The organism is Pseudomonas sp., assembly GCF_035554175.1.
Lineage (GTDB): Bacteria > Pseudomonadota > Gammaproteobacteria > Pseudomonadales > Pseudomonadaceae > Aquipseudomonas.
In genome coordinates this window covers 118,322-136,887 of record NZ_DATMIV010000018.1, presented here as the reverse complement: position 1 = coordinate 136,887, position 18,566 = coordinate 118,322, and the positions used below count along the sequence as shown (strand labels likewise).

At 61.7% G+C, this 18,566-nt stretch carries 13 protein-coding genes; 11 read left to right on the top strand and 2 right to left on the bottom strand.

The window, feature by feature from the left end; translation table 11 throughout:
- The first annotated feature begins 21 nt into the window (after positions 1-21).
- The 5 genes from VNV36_RS07850 (at position 22) to etfB (ending at position 6,791) form a co-directional block, all read left to right on the top strand.
- A complete protein-coding gene (locus VNV36_RS07850) occupies positions 22-552 on the top strand; it encodes a 4-vinyl reductase (protein ID WP_325717269.1) in 531 nt (176 codons plus the stop codon).
- A gap of 15 nt (positions 553-567) precedes the next feature.
- A complete protein-coding gene (gene dgcA, locus VNV36_RS07845) occupies positions 568-2,628 on the top strand; it encodes a dimethylglycine demethylation protein DgcA (protein WP_325717268.1) in 2,061 nt (686 codons plus the stop codon).
- Between the two features lie 211 nt (positions 2,629-2,839).
- Positions 2,840-4,789, top strand: coding sequence for a dimethylglycine demethylation protein DgcB (gene dgcB / locus VNV36_RS07840; protein WP_325717267.1), 1,950 nt, complete (start codon positions 2,840-2,842; stop codon positions 4,787-4,789).
- Positions 4,789-6,009 (top strand): electron transfer flavoprotein subunit alpha, encoded by a 1,221-nt coding sequence (etfA, locus tag VNV36_RS07835; RefSeq protein WP_325717266.1) that lies wholly within the window; start codon positions 4,789-4,791, stop codon positions 6,007-6,009. Before dgcB ends, etfA begins: the two co-directional genes overlap by 1 nt.
- 11 nt (positions 6,010-6,020) lie before the next feature.
- Positions 6,021-6,791, top strand: coding sequence for an electron transfer flavoprotein subunit beta (etfB, locus tag VNV36_RS07830; protein WP_325717265.1), 771 nt, complete (start codon positions 6,021-6,023; stop codon positions 6,789-6,791).
- A gap of 862 nt (positions 6,792-7,653) precedes the next feature.
- Here etfB and gbca read toward each other — a convergent pair.
- Positions 7,654-8,949 (bottom strand): glycine betaine monooxygenase oxygenase subunit, encoded by a 1,296-nt coding sequence (gene gbca / locus VNV36_RS07825; protein WP_110646290.1) that lies wholly within the window; start codon positions 8,947-8,949, stop codon positions 7,654-7,656.
- Positions 8,950-9,244: 295 nt separating this feature from the next.
- On the opposite strand from gbca, the gene gbcB reads away from it, so the two are divergent.
- A complete protein-coding gene (gene gbcB / locus VNV36_RS07820; RefSeq protein ID WP_325717264.1) occupies positions 9,245-10,345 on the top strand; it encodes a glycine betaine monooxygenase reductase subunit in 1,101 nt (366 codons plus the stop codon).
- Between the two features lie 64 nt (positions 10,346-10,409).
- Here gbcB and VNV36_RS07815 read toward each other — a convergent pair whose 3' ends face one another.
- Positions 10,410-11,450 (bottom strand): threonine aldolase family protein, encoded by a 1,041-nt coding sequence (locus tag VNV36_RS07815; RefSeq protein ID WP_016772826.1) that lies wholly within the window; start codon positions 11,448-11,450, stop codon positions 10,410-10,412.
- Between the two features lie 126 nt (positions 11,451-11,576).
- Between VNV36_RS07815 and VNV36_RS07810 the strand changes: the two genes are divergently transcribed.
- The 5 genes from VNV36_RS07810 (at position 11,577) to VNV36_RS07790 (ending at position 18,426) form a co-directional block, all read left to right on the top strand.
- Positions 11,577-12,287, top strand: a complete 711-nt coding sequence (locus VNV36_RS07810) for a TraX family protein (protein ID WP_325717263.1) — start codon at positions 11,577-11,579, stop codon at positions 12,285-12,287.
- 256 nt (positions 12,288-12,543) lie between these two features.
- Entirely contained in the window at positions 12,544-13,797 is a 1,254-nt protein-coding gene (glyA, locus tag VNV36_RS07805; RefSeq protein WP_024014589.1) for a serine hydroxymethyltransferase, read from the top strand.
- Between the two features lie 20 nt (positions 13,798-13,817).
- Positions 13,818-15,068 carry a sarcosine oxidase subunit beta gene (locus VNV36_RS07800; RefSeq protein ID WP_007980419.1) on the top strand — a complete coding sequence of 417 codons (1,251 nt, stop codon included), beginning with the start codon at positions 13,818-13,820 and terminating at the stop codon, positions 15,066-15,068.
- Positions 15,069-15,082: 14 nt separating this feature from the next.
- A complete protein-coding gene (locus VNV36_RS07795) occupies positions 15,083-15,412 on the top strand; it encodes a sarcosine oxidase subunit delta (RefSeq protein ID WP_016772830.1) in 330 nt (109 codons plus the stop codon).
- Positions 15,409-18,426, top strand: a complete 3,018-nt coding sequence (locus tag VNV36_RS07790; protein WP_325717262.1) for a sarcosine oxidase subunit alpha — start codon at positions 15,409-15,411, stop codon at positions 18,424-18,426. The genes VNV36_RS07795 and VNV36_RS07790 overlap by 4 nt, the downstream gene beginning before the upstream one ends.
- Positions 18,427-18,566: the final 140 nt, after the last annotated feature.

Here is an 18,566-nt window from a genome sequence, read left to right as displayed (position 1 = left end):
ATTTTCTGGAGTTAAGTTTCCATGGCCAAGATCGCCCCGCAATTGCCTATCGAAGTCGACAGCGAGACCGGTGTCTGGACCTCCGACGCCCTGCCAATGCTCTATGTGCCGCGTCACTTTTTTGTCAACAACCACATGGGCATCGAGGAAGTGCTGGGCGCCGAAGCCTATGCGGAAATCCTCTACAAGGCCGGCTACAAATCCGCCTGGCACTGGTGCGAAAAGGAAGCCGAATGCCACGGCCTGGAAGGCATCGCGGTGTTCGAGCACTACATGAAGCGCCTGTCGCAGCGCGGCTGGGGCCTGTTCAAGATTCAGGACATCGATCTGGACAAAGGCACCGCCAGCGTCAAGCTTGAGCACTCCGCATTTGTGTATGTCTACGGCAAAGTCGGGCGCAAGGTCGACTACATGTTCACCGGCTGGTTTGCCGGGGCCATGGATCAGATTCTCGAAGCCCGTGGCAGCCAGATTCGTACTGTGGCCGAACAAGTCTACGGAGGCTCCGAAGAGGGCCACGATGACGGCCTGTTCATCGTCAAGCCGTTGTAAGTCGAGGAACCCGCCATGGCTTTCGAAGCAATGTTCCAGCCAATTCAAATTGGCAAACTGACCATCCGCAACCGCGTGCTCAGCACCGCGCACGCCGAGGTCTACGCGACTGACGGCGGCATGACCACCGAGCGCTACGTCAAATACTACGAAGAGAAAGCCAAGGGCGGCATCGGCCTGGCCATCTGCGGCGGTTCGTCGGTGGTCGCCATCGACAGCCCGCAGCAATGGTGGAGTTCGGTCAACCTGTCGACCGACCGGATCATTCCGCACTTTCAGAATCTCGCCGACGCCATGCACAAGCATGGCGCCAAGATCATGATCCAGATTACCCACATGGGCCGCCGCTCGCGCTGGGACGGTTTCCACTGGCCAACCCTGATGTCGCCGTCGGGCATCCGTGAACCGGTGCACCGCGCCACCTGCAAGACCATCGAGCCGGAAGAGATCTGGCGGGTGATCGGCAACTACGCCCAGGCCGCGCGCCGGGCCAAGGCCGGTGGTCTGGACGGCGTTGAGCTGTCGGCCGTGCACCAGCACATGATCGACCAGTTCTGGAGCCCGCGTGTCAACAAGCGCACCGACGAATGGGGCGGCAGCTTCGAAGGCCGGATGAAGTTCGGTCTGGAAGTCTTGAAAGCGGTGCGCGCCGAGGTCGGTGACGACTTCTGCGTGGGCATGCGTATCTGCGGTGACGAGTTCCACCCGGACGGTCTGTCTCACGAAGACATGAAGCAGATCGCCAAGTATTACGACGACACCGGCATGCTCGATTTCATCGGCGTCGTCGGTTCGGGGTGCGATACCCACAACACCCTGGCCAACGTCATTCCGAACATGAGTTATCCACCGGAGCCGTTTCTGCACCTGGCCGCCGGGATCAAGGAAGTGGTCAAGGTGCCGGTACTGCACGCGCAGAACATCAAGGACCCGAACCAGGCCACGCGGATTCTCGAGGGCGGTTACGTCGACATGGTCGGCATGACCCGTGCGCACATCGCTGACCCGCACCTGATCGCCAAGATCAAGATGGGCCAGATCGATCAGATCAAGCAGTGTGTCGGCGCCAACTACTGCATCGACCGCCAGTACCAGGGCCTGGATGTGCTGTGCATCCAGAACGCCGCGACCTCCCGTGAGTACATGGGCGTGCCGCACATCATCGAGAAATCCACCGGGCCGAAACGCAAGGTGGTGATCGTCGGTGCCGGCCCGGCCGGAATGGAAGCGGCACGCGTGGCCGCCGAGCGTGGCCACGACGTGACCCTGTTCGAGAAAAAAGACTTTATCGGCGGGCAGATCACTACTGCATCGAAAGCGCCGCAGCGCGATCAGATTGCCGGCATCACCCGCTGGTTCCAGCTGGAACTGGCGCGGCTGAAAGTCGATCTGCGCCTGGGCACGGCGGCGGATGCCGACACCATCATGGACCTGCGTCCGGATGTCGTGGTGCTGGCGGTCGGTGGACATCCGTACCTTGAGCAGAACGAACACTGGGGCGCCGCCGAAGGGCTGGTGGTCAGCAGCTGGGACGTGCTCGACGGCAAGGTTGCGCCGGGCAAGAACGTGCTGGTCTACGACACCATCTGCGAGTTCACCGGGATGTCGGTGGCCGACTTCCTTGCCGACAAGGGCAGCCAGGTCGAGATCGTCACCGATGACATCAAACCGGGCGTGGCCATCGGCGGCACGTCGTTTCCGACCTACTACCGCAGCATGTATCCGAAAGAAGTGATCATGACCGGCGACATGATGCTGGAGAAGGTCTACCGCGAAGGCGACAAACTGGTGGCGGTGCTGGAGAACGAATACACCGGCGCGAAAGAGGAGCGGGTGGTCGATCAGGTGGTCGTCGAAAACGGCGTGCGCCCGGACGAGGAAATCTACTACGCCCTCAAGGACGGCTCGCGCAACAAGGGCCAGATCGACGTCGAAGCGCTGTTTGCGATCCAGCCGCAACCGTCGCTGAGCGAGGCGGGCGACGGCTACTTGCTGTTCCGCATCGGCGACTGCGTGGCGCAGCGTAATACCCACGCCGCGATCTATGACGCCTTGCGGCTGTGCAAGGATTTCTAAACGGCATCACCACGATCACCTGTGGCGAGGGAGCTTGCTCCCGCTGGGCTGCGAAGCGGCCCCAAATCTGTAGTCGCGGTGTATCAGGCATATACCGGCGACTGTATTGGGAGCGCTTCGCACTCCAGCGGGAGCAAGCTCCCTCGCCACAGGTAGGTGCGTTGCTCTTGCCAGCGCACAAATGACCCCGAGGTCTTTGGGAGCAACACCTATGTTGAACACCCTTCTTCCAATCCTGTTGTTCGCGGCTCTGGGCCTTGCTGTCCTTGGCGCGCTGCGGCGGATGAACATGTGGCGCCGGGGGCGGGCGGCGAAGGTCGATCTGCTCGGCGGTCTGCTGGCCATGCCCAAGCGCTACATGGTCGACTTGCACCATGTGGTGGCGCGGGACAAATACATTGCCAATACCCACGTCGCCACGGCGGGCGGTGCGGTGGCGTCGATCGTGCTGGCCATTCTGGTGCACGGTTTTGGCCTGCACAACCGCATCCTCGGCTACGCCTTGCTGCTGATGTCGGCGGTGATGTTCGTCGGCGCGATCTTCATGTACCTGCGCCGCATCAACCCGCCAGCGCGTCTGTCGAAAGGCCCGTGGATGCGCCTGCCGAAAAGCCTGCTGGCGTTCTCGGCTTCGTTTTTCCTGGTGACCTTGCCGGTGGCGGGGATCCTCCCGGAAAACTTCGGCGGCTGGGTGCTCGCAGCGATTCTCGGTGTCGGCGTGCTGTGGGGCGTGTCGGAACTGTTCTTCGGCATGACCTGGGGCGGGCCGATGAAGCACGCCTTTGCCGGTGCCCTGCACCTTGCCTGGCACCGTCGCCCGGAACGTTTTGGTGGCGGGCGCTCGACCGGTTTGAAACCGCTGGACCTGAACAATCCCGATGCGCCGCTGGGCGTGGAAAAACCCAAGGATTTCACTTGGAACCAACTGCTCGGTTTCGACGCCTGTGTGCAGTGCGGCAAGTGCGAAGCGGCGTGCCCGGCCTTCGCCGCCGGCCAGCCGTTGAATCCGAAAAAACTGATTCAGGACATGGTCGTCGGCCTCGCGGGCGGCACCGATGCGAAGTTTGCCGGCAGCCCCTATCCGGGCAAACCTGTGGGCGAACACGGCGGCAATCCGCATCAGCCGATCGTCAACGGTCTGGTCGACGCCGAAACCCTGTGGTCGTGCACCACCTGCCGTGCCTGTGTCGAGGAATGCCCGATGATGATCGAGCATGTCGATGCGATCGTCGACATGCGCCGTCACCTGACCCTGGAAAAAGGCGCGACGCCGAACAAGGGCGCCGAAGTCCTCGAAAACCTGATCGCCACTGACAACCCCGGCGGTTTCGCTCCGGGCGGGCGGATGAACTGGGCAGCGGATCTGAACCTCAACCTGCTCAGCGAGAAGAAATCCACCGACGTGCTGTTCTGGGTTGGCGACGGCGCCTTCGACATGCGCAACCAGCGCACCCTGCGCGCCTTCGTCAAAGTGCTGAAGGCGGCGAAGATCGACTTCGCCGTGCTCGGCCTCGAAGAGCGCGACAGCGGTGATGTGGCGCGGCGTCTGGGCGATGAAGCGACGTTCCAGCTGCTCGCCAGGCGCAACATCCAGACCCTGGCCAAGTACAGCTTCAACCGCATCGTCACCTGCGATCCGCACAGTTTCCATGTGCTGAAAAACGAGTACGGTGCCTTCGACGGCAACTACCTGGTGCAGCATCACAGCACCTACATGGCCGAGATCATCCAGGCCGGCGCGCTTGCTCTGGGGCAGCACAAAGGCAACAGCGTGACCTATCACGATCCTTGCTACCTCGGCCGCTACAACGGCGAGTATGAGGCGCCGCGTGAAGTGCTGCGCGCGCTCGGCATTGAAGTCAAAGAGATGCAGCGTTCCGGCTTCCGTTCGCGTTGCTGCGGCGGTGGCGGCGGTGCGCCGATCACTGATATTCCGGGCAAGCAGCGTATCCCCGACATGCGCATGGAAGACATCCGCGAGACCGGCGCCGAACTGGTGGCGGTGGGTTGTCCACAGTGCACGGCGATGCTTGAAGGTGTGGTCGAACCGCGTCCGCTGATCAAGGACATCGCCGAACTGGTGGCCGACGCGTTGCTCGAAGATGCCGCGCCGAGCAAGCCTGCCACCCCGGCCAAACGTGAACCTGCGGAGGTGCATTGATGAGCGACATTATCCGCCGCGACCCGCGCGCCGAATGGATTGCGCGTAACCGTCTGCATCCGCTGCATGCAGCGATGCAACCGGCGCAACACAGCTGGATGGGCCCCAACGGGGTCATCCGCAAGAACCCGCACGGTGTGGGCTTTATCGGCCCCAACGGCCTCAAGCGGATCGACCGCAGCGGCGCGCAGCAGGGCGGGGCGGTCAAGCGCTCGGCTGCGGTTGAAGTGCAATTGCCGCTGCATCAGGTGCCGACGCCGGCGTTCTACATCAGCGTGGTGCCGGACATGGTCGGTGGGCGCCTGAGCAGCCACGATCGCGACTTGCTCGGCCTCGCCCATCAGCTGGCCGGCACGGACGGTGCGGTGCTCGCCGTGGTGTTCGGCGAGCATAAGGAAAATGCGTTTGCGACGGCGGGCGTTGATCGCTTGCTGGTGCTCGAAGGCGAAGAATTCAGCGGTTATGCACCGGAACAACGGGTGCAGGGTCTGCGCGCTGTGGATAACCAGTTCAACCCGCGGCACTGGTTGCTGCCGGACAGCCGCAGCGGTGGCGGCGAACTGGGTCGGCGCTTTGCGGCTGCATTGGGCGAACGCCCGGCAACACGGGTGTGGCAGGTCAAGGATCAGGAGTGCATCGGCCGCGCTGGCGCCGGGCTGCAAGATCTGGCGCGGCCGATGGCGCGTTTGATTCTCGCCGCTGCCGAATGCGCCGAACCGGTCAGCGAAACCCGTCATGAAGCGTTGCCGGTGGAGTTATCCACAAGCGTTGCACGCAGCCTGTCGCGAATCGAAGATCTCGGCGCGGTGGCGGTCGACCCGGCGGCGATCCCGATGGCCGAAGCCGAGTTTATTTTCTCCGGCGGCAATGGCGTCAAGGACTGGACGCTGTTCCACCAGACTGCCGCCGCACTGGGCGCCACCGAAGGCGCTTCCCGCGTGGCGGTCGACGATGGCTTCATGGCTCGCGATCGCCAGGTCGGCGCGTCCGGCACCTGGGTCACCGCGCGGGTATATGTCGCGGTGGGCATTTCCGGGGCGATTCAGCACCTGCAAGGCATCGGTGCCTGCGACAAGGTGGTGGCGATCAACCTCGATCCGGGTTGCGACATGATCAAACGCGCCGACCTCTCGGTGATCGGCGAAAGCGCAGAGATTCTGCAGGCCCTGATCGAAGCGGTAGAGGCTTACCGCAACGACGGCCGACGCGACGCGGCATAAGGAAAACAGTTATGAGCACTAACGTGATCAGCCTCGTCTCCATCGGCGCCCACCCGACCTCCGGTCGTCCGCGCCGCGCCGATCAAGACGCGCGCGCGGTGGAGCTGGGTCTGCAACTGGCTGGGGAAAACCTGCAAGTGCTGCACGCCGGCGACGTTGCGGAACCGGCACTGCGCGCGTATCTGGGCATGGGCCTGGAACAGCTGCATGTGCTGGAACAACCAGCGGGGGCCGATGCCTTGCCCGCGCTGACCACGTATCTGCGCGACGCCGGGGCGCAGGTGGTGTTGACCGGCAGTCAGGCGGAAACCGGCGAAGGCTCGGGGATGTTGCCCTTTCTGCTGGCCGAGGGGTTGGGCTGGCCACTGGTGGTGGGCCTGGCGCAGGTCGAGTCGATCAATGACGGTTCGGCGCTGGTGCTGCAAGCGTTGCCCCGTGGCCAGCGGCGGCGATTGAAGGTGAAACTGCCGTTTCTGGCAACTGTGGATAACGCCGCACCGAAACCTCGACAGAGTGCCTATGGCCCGGCGCGGCGTGGCGAGTTGGCCGCCGATGACGTTGAAGTGGTGCAAGACCAGCTTCTGGCCAGCGCCACACTGCAGCCGGCCAAGCCTCGGCCCAAGCGCCTGAAGGTGATCAAGGCCAAGAGCGGCGCCGACCGGATGAAGGCAGCGACGGCCAAGGCCAGTGGCGGCGGTGGGCAAGTGCTCAAGGGCGTGACTGCGCAGGCGGGTGCTGAAGCGATCCTTAAGCTCCTTATCGAAGAAGGCGTAGTCCGCTGAAACCCCGCCAACCCTCTGTAGGAGCTGACGAGTGAAACGAGGCTGCGATCTTTTGACCTTGATTCTAAAAATCAAAAGATCGCAGCCTCGTTTCACTCGTCAGCTCCTACGAGATGTGCAATCGCGATATCGCGGCTTACGCACATTCCCTGTTGGCGAAGCTGTGGATAACATGTTCGCCCCTCCCTGCAGGCCTCGCCCATCAAGCCCTGCGAGCTTTCGATCAAAAAACAGCCAGCTTAAGTGACGGATTTTCAGGGCTTTTTTCTTTGAGTAACGCGAAAACTTGCCCCCAATCTCTGTTGGCGCTTCTGTGGATAAGATGTTCGCTAACGGCTGCAGGACATATGAACCGGGGTTTACAGAGATTTGCTCAATTATTGATCAAGTGACGCTTTTCTACGGTGAGCACCTCATTAGCGAGCGTTTTTCCACAGCCGGATCCGCTTTTCCACAGCGAAGCCAGAGTTACCCCCGATCTCTGTTGGTGCTTCTGTGGATAACGTGTTTGCTGCCCGCTACAGACCGTTAAATCCGTGGCTTGCAGCTGGCTGATCAAAAAACAGGCAATCGTTTTCTGAAACCGTGATTCCGAATAAGTCACGGTTTTTCTTTGTGAATCAGCAAGATATTTCAAGACTCATCCACAGTTACCCCCATTAGCTGTGGGTGGGTATGTGGATAACTTGTTTGCGGAAGGCTGGGGGGCTTGGTGGGTATGGGGGCCGGGGTGGTTGATCAGAAATTGTTCAACCAGGCGGGTTGTGTCGAATGTGAGATTGCTATCGCGAGCAGGCTCGCTCCTACAAGGGAGTGCGTTCCACCTGTAGGAGCTGCCGCAGGCTGCGATCCTGGATCTTGATCAGCCCTGAACCGGGACGCCTTTGAGATAAGGTGCAGGCTCAGCCCCGAGGTTGTTCAGCATCCGCTCGCTGTACCAGTCCACGAAGTTGACCACGCCAAACTCGTAAGTCTTGGAGTAAGGCCCCGGCTGGTAGGCGGTGGAGTTGATTCCGCGCTGGTTTTCTTCGGCCAGCCGGCGATCCTGGTCGTTGGTGGCGTCCCACACCTGGCGCATGCGCTCGACGTCGTAATCGACGCCTTCCACCGCGTCTTTGTGTACCAGCCATTTGGTAGTGACCATGGTTTCCTGGGCGCTGATCGGCCACACGGTGAAGACGATGATGTGGTCGCCCATGCAGTGGTTCCACGAGTGCGGCAGGTGCAGGATGCGCATCGAACCCAGATCCGGGTTCTTGATCCGGCCCATCAGTTTGGCGCAGCCCTGTTTGCCATCGAGAGTCATCGACACAGTGCCCTTGAGCAGCGGCATGCGCACGATGCGGTTGCGCAGGCCGAAACTGGCGTGGGCGTAAGGGATCTTCTCGGCTTCCCAGGCGGCGGCGGAGGCGGCGACGTGATCCTTGAACGCCTGATCGGCGCGCGGGTCGGTGACGTCGTCCCATTCCAGCAGGGTTTTCAGCAGCTCCGGGTGCGACGCGTTGCAGTGGTAGCACTCGCGGTTGTTTTCCAGCACCAGTTTCCAGTTGGCCTTTTCCATCAAGGTGGTGGTGATCGCCACCTTGGTGTTCTCCATGTCGTACGGTTCCATGTAATGGTTGAGCGTCGACAGGAAGTCATCGATGGCCGGCGGATTCTCGGCCAGGCTGATGAAGATGTAGCCGCCGGCAGTCTTCACGTTCACCGGTTTCAGGCCGTACTGATTCATGTCGAAGTCGGCGCCCATCTCGGTGCCGGCGAACAGCAGGCGCCCGTCCAGTTCATACGTCCACTGGTGATAGTGGCAGACCAGTTTGGCGACCTTGCCCTTGTCGCTTGTGCACAGGCGCGAACCACGGTGGCGGCAGACGTTGTGGAACGCATGCACCACGCCTTCGGCACCACGAATGACGATGATCGGATTCTTGCCGACCTGCAGGGTCAGGTAATTGCCCTTGGCCGGGATCTCGCAGGTCATGCCAGCGATCAACCACTCTTTCTGGAAAATTTCCTGCATGTCGATATCGAACAGCCGCTCGTCACTGTAGAACGGCTGCGGCAGCGAAAAGGTGCGTTCGCGCTCCTGAAGCATTTGCGCGGTGGCCTTGCGTGCGGGTTCCAGCGGATCGCCCAGGCTGATTTTTGCGGTGACGTCCATCGATGTAATCCTCATGGCCCTCTGCGTGGCCGGCGAAAGTGGCTGATCAGGTGTGCTGCAAAACGGTTGCTACGCAAGGTGTAAAGAAGTCGTCTTGTGTGAGGCGAGTGTGGGGCCGGCGCTGCCCCGAACCTTATCCATGGGCGACATGGTGCAATCTGTTCCCGACGCGCAAGGCCCGGTGGTTGGGGGCTGGTCGCGATAAGTATGTCAATGTCGCGGATAGGTAAACGCACGGTTCGCGCTATACGCAGAATCGCCGACATGAGGCCGACAGTCGGCCGTGGAGAACAGCATGTCCAACAGCTTCCTGAATCCGGTCACCACCCAGACCTGGGCCAATGGCCGACACATTGTCCGTTGCGTCAAAGTCATCCAGGAAACCTGGGATGTGCGCACTTTCTGCTTTATGGCCGACCAGCCGATCCTGTTCTTCTTCAAGCCCGGGCAGTTCGTCACCCTGGAGCTGGAAATCGAAGGCCAGCCGATCATGCGTTCGTACACGATCTCCAGCTCGCCGTCGGTGCCGTACAGTTTTTCGGTAACGATCAAGCGCGTGCCGGGCGGCAAGGTCTCCAACTGGTTGCACGACACCCTCCATGAAGGTCAGGAGCTGGCGGTGCACGGCCCGGTCGGGCTGTTCAACGCGATCGACTTCCCCAGCCCGAAAGTCCTTTATCTCAGCGGCGGCGTCGGCATCACCCCGTGCATGTCGATGGCGCGCTGGTTCTATGACACCAATGCCAACGTCGACATGACCTTCGTGCACAGCGCGCGCTCGCCCAAAGACATCATTTATCACCGCGAGCTGGAGCATATGGCGTCGCGGATCGACAACTTCAGCCTGCACCTGATCTGTGAGAAGCACGGCCTCGGTGAGCCCTGGGCCGGCTATCGCGGTTATCTGAATCACAAGATGCTCGAACTGATGGTGCCGGACTTTCTCGAACGCGAAGTGTTCTGCTGCGGCCCGACGCCTTACATGACTGCGGTCAAGCGTCTGCTGGAAGCGGCCGGCTATGACATGTCGCGCTACCACGAAGAATCTTTCGGCGCGACGCCACCCGAGGCCCGCGCCGATGCGGTGGAACAGGCCGAACAGGCCGCCGATGCTCCGGAAGTCGACGCGGCGGATCTGCACCAGGTTGAATTCACCGCCTCCGGCAAAAGCATTCGCGTCGGCCCGGGCGAAACCGTCCACGCGGCAGCCGCCAAGCTCGGCCTGATGATCCCGAAAGCCTGCGGCATGGGTATTTGCGGCACCTGCAAGGTGCTGAAACTGGGGGGCGAAGTGGAGATGGAGCACAACGGCGGGATTACCGAGGACGACGAGGCTGAAGGATTTATCTTGTCGTGCTGCAGCGTGCCGAAGGGGGATGTGCGTATCGAGTTTTAATAAGGAGTTCACGCGCACGACAGCTGATCGTTCCCACGCGTGGGAACGATCAATGTGGTGGGAATCAGGCCGACATCACTTCGCGAATATCGCGCGCCAGTTCGCGCACGCGTTCTTCTTCGGTGTCCCAGGAGCACATGAAGCGTGCGCCGCCCTTGCCGATGAAGGTGTAGAAGCGCCAGTTCTTCGCGGTCAGCGCGGCGATCGCTGGCTCGGACAGTTGCAGGAACACGCCGTTGGCCTGCACCGGGAACATCAGCTCGACGCCAGGGATGTCGCTGACCAGTTCGGCCAGCAGTTGCGCGCAGTGGTTGGCGTGGCGGGCGTATTTGAGCCAGGCGTCGTTTTCCAGAATGCCGACCCACGGCGCCGACAGAAAGCGCATCTTCGAGGCCAATTGCCCGGCCTGTTTGCAGCGGTAATCGAAGTCTTCGGCCAGTTTGTGGTTGAAGAACAGGATCGCCTCACCCACCGCCATGCCGTTCTTGGTGCCACCGAAGCACAGCACGTCGACGCCGGCCTTCCAGGTCAGGTCGGCAGGCGAGCAGCCGAGGAATGCGCAGGCGTTGGAAAAACGCGCGCCATCCATGTGCAGGTGCAGGCCCAATTCCTTGCAGGTGGCGCTGATCGCTCGGACTTCTTCCGGGGTGTAGACGCTGCCGACTTCGGTGGCCTGGGTCAGGGTCACCACGCGTGGTTTCGGGTAATGGATGTCCTGACGCTTGAGCGCGACTTCGCGGATCGACTGCGGGGTGATCTTGCCGTTTTCGGTACCGGCAATCAGCAGTTTCGAACCGTTGGAGAAGAATTCCGGAGCGCCGCATTCGTCGGTTTCGACATGAGCGGTTTCCGAGCAGATCACGCTGTGGTAACTCTGGCACAGCGACGACAGGGCCAGCGAGTTGGCGGCGGTGCCGTTGAAGGCGAAGAACACTTCGCAGTCGGTTTCGAACAATTTGCGGAAATGATCGGCCGCGCGGGCGGTCCATTCATCGTCGCCGTAGGCGCGCTGGTGGCCGTGATTGGCCTGTTCCATGGCGGCCCAGGCTTCAGGGCAGATACCGGAATAGTTGTCGCTGGCGAATTGTTGGCTCTTGTCGGTCATGGCCGGCTTCCGTAATCGAGACTCTTGTGAAGGCTCGTGGTCAATGAGGATGCGCACTTTACCGAAGATCTTCCGGGGAGCACATGCGATGTCGGGTGCAGAAAATTACCAGTTTATGGGCCGATTATGCACCTGAGCCAACGCGACGGCGCTCTGGATCTGCTCAAGTGGCTGGCGCTGCTGAGCATGGTGCTCGATCACCTGCGCTACGTCGGGTTCTCCGTCGATTGGCTGTATGTACCCGGGCGCCTGGCGTTTCCTTGGTTTTGCCTGGCGATGGCGGCGAACCTGGCGCGCAATGGTTCGAGGAAAATGGAATGGCGTTATCCGGGCTGGCTGATGCTGTTCAGCGCAATCAGTGAAATTCCGTATCGCTTGTACATACCCGATCCGGACACCCTGAACGTGCTACCGACTCTGGCGTTGGGCCTGCTGGTGGCGCGGGGCTGGCAGGATTCATCGTCGGTGGCGCGTTTGCTCGCACTGGCCGCACTAGTGGTGGCGTTGGTGTTTTCAGAGCGACTGATGTTCGGTTTCTCTGGCGTGCTGCTGCCGTTGGCGCTGCTGCTGGTGTTCCGCCGCCCGTGGTATTTCAGCCTGTTGCCGGGGCTGGTATGTCTGGCGGCGAATCAATGGCAGGTGTTGCTCGACTCGGCGCGGTTCGGCAACAGCGTGGCGATTCTCGGTCTGGCTACATGCCTGTTTGCGCCGATGTTGGGGATGTTCTTGTTACGACATGGGCGACATCTGCAGCCACCGCCGATGCGGCGCTGGGCGTATGCCCTGTATCCCATGCATTTCCTCCTGCTGCTCGCCGTCCGCCAGTTGATCACATAACCCCTGTAGGAGCTGCCGAAGGCTGCGATCCTTTGATCTTCAAAGTCAAAGTCAAAAGATCGCAGCCTTCGGCAGCTCCTACAGGGGGAATGCATTCTCCAGTCATTTCCAGCCATGTCGTAAACGCACCTTTGCGTGGCGTCCGCAGGCATTTGAGCACTCGAAGCCGGTCATACCATCGCATCAAAGGGCACTGCCGTGATTGCCGGTGCCTTACCGAGACGAATGGCGCACAGATGCCGCTGGGAGAGACGCGATGTTCAGCAAGCAAGACCAGATCCAGGGTTACGACGATGCACTGCTGGCGGCGATGAATGCCGAGGAGCAACGTCAGGAAGATCACATCGAGCTGATCGCGTCGGAGAACTACACCAGCAAGCGCGTCATGCAGGCACAAGGCAGCGGCCTCACCAACAAATACGCCGAGGGCTACCCGGGCAAGCGCTACTACGGTGGCTGCGAGCACGTGGACAAAGTCGAGGCGCTGGCCATCGAGCGCGCCAAGCAACTGTTCGGCGCCGATTACGCCAACGTCCAGCCGCACTCCGGATCCTCGGCCAACAGCGCCGTTTACCTGGCGCTGATCCAGCCGGGCGACACCATTCTCGGCATGAGCCTGGCCCACGGCGGTCACCTGACCCACGGCGCGAAAGTGTCGTCCTCCGGCAAGCTCTACAACGCCGTGCAGTACGGCATCAACACCGATACCGGGCTGATCGATTACGACGAAGTGGAGCGTCTGGCCGTCGAGTGCAAACCGAAAATGATCGTCGCCGGTTTTTCCGCTTATTCGAAGACTCTGGATTTCCCGCGCTTCCGTCAGATCGCTGACAAGGTCGGTGCGCTGCTGTTCGTCGACATGGCCCACGTCGCCGGTCTGGTGGCTGCCGGTCTGTATCCGAATCCGCTGCCATACGCCGACGTGGTCACCACCACCACCCACAAGACCCTGCGCGGCCCACGTGGCGGGCTGATCCTGGCCAAGTCCAACGAAGAGATCGAGAAAAAGCTCAACGCCGCGGTATTCCCCGGCGCCCAGGGCGGCCCGCTGATGCACGTCATCGCCGGTAAAGCGGTGTGCTTCAAGGAAGCGCTGGAGCCAGGCTTCAAGGCATATCAGCAACAAGTGATCGACAACGCCCAGGCGATGGCCAGCGTGTTCATCAAGCGTGGCTACGATGTTGTCTCCGGCGGCACCGACAACCATCTGTTCCTGGTCAGCCTGATTCGTCAGGGCCTGACCGGCAAAGACGCCGACGCCGCGCTGGGTCGTGCGCACATCACCGTCAACAAGAATGCCGTGCCGAACGATCCGCAGTCGCCGTTTGTGACTTCGGGCCTGCGCATCGGCACCCCGGCCGTGACCACGCGCGGCTTCAAGGTCAGCCAGTGCGAAACCCTCGCCGGCTGGATCTGCGACATCCTCGACAACCTCGGCGATGCCGATGTCGAGGCCAATGTTGCCCAGCAGGTTTCGGCCCTGTGCGCAGACTTCCCGGTTTATCGCTGAGCGGTTTTGGAGTAATGACTATGCAACGCTATTCCGGCTTCGGCCTGTTCAAACACTCGCTCAGTCACCACGAAAACTGGCAGCGCATGTGGCGCACGCCCACGCCGAAAAAAGTCTACGACGTGGTCATCGTCGGCGGCGGCGGCCACGGTCTGGCGACGGCCTACTATCTGGCCAAGGAGCACGGCATCACCAATGTCGCCGTGGTCGAGAAGGGCTGGCTGGGCGGCGGTAACACCGCGCGCAACACCACCATCGTGCGTTCCAACTACCTGTGGGACGAGTCGGCGCACCTGTACGAACACGCGATGAAATTGTGGGAAGGCCTGTCGCAGGATCTCAACTACAACGTGATGTTCTCCCAGCGCGGCGTCTACAACCTGTGCCACACCCTGCAGGACATTCGCGATTCCGAGCGTCGGGTCAGCGCCAACCGCCTCAACGGCGTCGATGGCGAGCTGCTCGATGCCAAGCAAGTGGCCGACGAGATTCCGTACCTGGATTGCTCGAAAAACACCCGTTACCCGGTGATGGGTGCCACCGTGCAGCGTCGCGGTGGCGTGGCCCGTCACGACGCCGTGGCCTGGGGCTTTGCCCGTGCCGCTGACGCCCTCGGCGTGGACTTGATCCAGCAGACCGAAGTGATCGGTTTCCGCAAGGAAAACGGCGTATGCATCGGCGTCGAAACCAACAAGGGTTTCATCGGCGCCAAGCGCGTCGGCGTGGTCACTGCCGGTAACTCCGGGCACATGGCCAAACTCGCCGGTTTCCGCCTGCCGATCGAATCCCACCCATTGCAAGCGCTGGTGTCCGAGCCGATCAAACCGATTATCGACAGCGTGATCATGTCCAACGCCGTACACGGCTACATCAGCCAGTCCGACAAGGGCGACCTGGTGATCGGCGCCGGTATCGACGGCTACAACGGCTACGGCCAGCGTGGTTCGTACCCGGTGATCGAGCACACCATCCAGGCCATCGTCGAGATGTTCCCGGTGTTGTCCCGCGTTCGCATGAACCGCCAGTGGGGCGGCATCGTCGACACCACGCCGGACGCCTGCCCGATCATTTCCAAGACGCCGGTGCCGAACATGTTCTTCAACTGCGGTTGGGGCACCGGCGGCTTCAAGGCCACACCGGGCTCGGGCAACGTGTTTGCCGCGAGTCTGGCCAAGGGTGAAATGCATCCGTTGGCCGCCCCGTTTTCCATCGACCGTTTCCACAACGGCGCGCTCATTGACGAACACGGCGCTGCTGCCGTCGCCCACTAACAGGAGAAATACCCATGTTGCACATCTTCTGTCCTCACTGCGGCGAACTGCGCTCCGAAGAGGAATTCCATGCATCCGGTCAGGCGCACATCCCGCGGCCGCTGGATCCGAACGCCTGCACCGATGAAGAGTGGGGCGACTACATGTTCTTTCGCGATAACCCGCGCGGTCTGCACCACGAGTTGTGGGACCACGTTGCCGGTTGCCGCCAGTATTTCAACGTCACTCGCGATACCGTGACCTACGAGATTCTCGAGAGTTACAAGATCGGCGAGAAGCCACAATTCACCGACAAGGCTGGCACTGCGAAAACAGCCACGACGGCGCTGGGAGAGAAGGTATGAGCCAGACCAATCGCCTGTCCAACGGTGGACGGATCGACCGCAACAAAGTGCTGAGCTTCACCTTCAACGGCCAGACCTACAAAGGCTATGAAGGCGACTCGCTGGCCGCTGCACTGATCGCCAACGGCGTCGACATCATCGGCCGCAGCTTCAAGTATTCGCGCCCTCGCGGGATCTTCGCCGCTGGCTCCGAAGAGCCGAACGCGGTGCTGCAGATCGGTGCTACCGAAGCCACGCAGATTCCCAACGTGCGCGCCACGCAACAGGCGTTGTATCAGGGCCTGGTCGCCACCAGCACCAACGGCTGGCCGAGCGTCAACAACGACATGATGGGCATTCTCGGCAAGGTCGGCGGCAAGCTGATGCCGCCGGGGTTCTACTACAAAACCTTCATGTACCCGCAATCGTTCTGGATGACCTACGAGAAATACATCCGCAAGGCTGCCGGTCTCGGCCGTTCGCCGACCGAGAACGATCCGGATACCTACGACTACATGAACCAGCACTGCGACGTGCTGATCGTCGGCGCCGGCCCGGCCGGTCTCGCCGCTGCCCTGGCCGCTGCGCGCAGCGGTGCGCGGGTGATTCTGGCCGATGAGCAGGAAGAGTTCGGCGGCAGCCTGCTCGACTCGCGTGAAAGCCTCGACGGCAAACCGGCGATGGAGTGGGTCAACAGCGTCATCGCTGAATTGAAGAACACCCCGGACGTGCTGCTGTTGCCGCGCGCCACGGTCAACGGTTACCACGACCACAACTTCCTGACCATTCATGAACGCCTCACCGATCACCTCGGTGATCGCGCGCCGATCGGCCAGGTGCGTCAGCGCATCCACCGCGTCCGCGCCAAGCGCGTGGTGCTGGCGACCGGCGCCCATGAGCGTCCGCTGGTCTACGGCAACAACGACGTGCCGGGCAACATGCTCGCCGGTGCGGTGTCGACTTACGTGCGTCGCTACGGCGTCGCGCCGGGCAAGAAGCTTGTCCTCAGCACCAACAACGATCACGCCTATCGCGTTGCTCTCGATTGGCTCGACGCCGGCCTGCAAGTGGTCGCGGTCGCCGACGCCCGCGGCAATCCGCGTGGTGCATTGGTCGAAGAGGCACGCGCCAAGGGCATTCGCATCCTCACCGGCAGTGCGGTGATCGAGGCCCGCGGCAGCAAGCGCGTGACCGCTGCGCGCGTCGCCGCGATTGACGTCAAGGCACACGCCGTGACCAGTCCGGGCGAGTGGCTGGACTGCGATCTGGTCGCCAGCTCCGGCGGTTACAGCCCGGTGGTGCACCTGGCTTCGCACCTCGGTGGCAAGCCGGTCTGGCGTGAAGACATCCTCGGTTTCGTGCCGGGTGAAGCGCCGCAGAAACGCGTATGCGTCGGTGGTATCAATGGCGTCTACGCGCTCGGCGATTCTCTGGCTGATGGATTCGAAGGTGGCGTGCGCGCTGCCGCCGAAGCCGGTTTCCAGACCGTCGAAGGCGTGTTGCCGAAAGCGCTGAGCCGTCTCGAAGAGCCAACGCTGGCGTTGTTCCAGGTGCCCCACGAGAAGAACTCGGCGCGTGCACCGAAGCAATTCGTCGACTTCCAGAACGACGTCACCGCCGGTGGCATCGAACTGGCGACCCGCGAAGGTTTCGAGTCGGTCGAGCACGTCAAACGCTACACCGCACTGGGCTTCGGCACCGATCAGGGCAAGCTCGGCAACGTCAATGGTCTGGCCATTGCGGCCCGTTCGCTGAACGTGACCATCCCGCAAATGGGCACCACCATGTTCCGTCCGAACTACACGCCAGTGACGTTCGGCGCCGTGGCCGGTCGGCACTGTGGGCACATCTTCGAACCGGTGCGCTACACCGCGCTGCATGCCTGGCATGTGAAGAACGGCGCCGAGTTCGAAGACGTCGGTCAGTGGAAGCGTCCGTGGTACTTCCCGAAAAACGGCGAAGACCTGCACGCAGCGGTCAAGCGTGAATGCAAAGCCGTGCGCGACAGCGTCGGCCTGCTCGACGCCTCGACCCTCGGCAAGATCGACATTCAAGGCCCGGATGCCCGCGAGTTCCTCAATCGCGTGTACACCAACGCCTGGACCAAGCTCGACGTGGGCAAGGCCCGTTACGGTTTGATGTGCAAGGAAGACGGCATGGTCTTCGACGATGGTGTGACGGCCTGCCTGGCGGACAACCATTTCGTCATGACCACCACCACCGGCGGCGCCGCACGCGTACTGCAGTGGCTGGAGCTGTACCACCAGACCGAATGGCCGGAGCTGAAGGTGTACTTCACCTCCGTCACCGACCACTGGGCGACCATGACCCTGTCCGGGCCGAACAGCCGCAAGCTGCTCAGCGCCGTGACCGACATCGATCTGAGCAACGAAGCGTTCCCGTTCATGACCTGGAAAGAAGGTCTGGTCGGCGATGTGCCGGCGCGGGTGTTCCGTATCTCGTTCACCGGTGAGCTGTCGTACGAAGTCAACGTGCAGGCCGACTACGCGATGGGTGTGCTGGAGAAAATCGTCGAGGCCGGCAAGCAGTACAACCTGACGCCGTACGGCACCGAAACCATGCACGTGCTGCGGGCCGAAAAGGGTTTCATCATCGTCGGCCAGGACACCGACGGCTCGATGACTCCGGACGACCTGAACATGGGCTGGTGTGTCGGTCGTACCAAACCGTTCTCGTGGATCGGCCAGCGCGGCATGAACCGGGAAGATTGCGTGAAAGATCAGCGCAAACAACTGGTGGGCCTCAAACCGATCGATCCGACCAAATGGCTGCCGGAAGGCGCGCAACTGGTGTTCAACACCAAGCAGGCGATCCCGATGACCATGGTCGGCCACGTCACCTCAAGCTACGCGCACAACTCCCTCGGTTATTCGTTTGCCATGGGCGTGGTCAAGGGCGGCCTCAAGCGCATGGGCGAGCGGGTGTTCGCACCGCTGGCCGATGGCAGCGTGATCGAGGCGGAAATCGTTTCTTCGGTGTTCTTCGATCCGAAGGGTGAGCGGCAGAACATCTGACGGCCTCGAGGTGGTGGGCGGGCGGCTATTCGCGAGCAGGCTCGCTCCCACATTCGATCGCGTTCCCCTGTGGGAGCGAGCCTGCTCGCGAAGGCGGCGGCACAGCTACCACAGGATCCAACAGAATTCAGAAGGTGCTT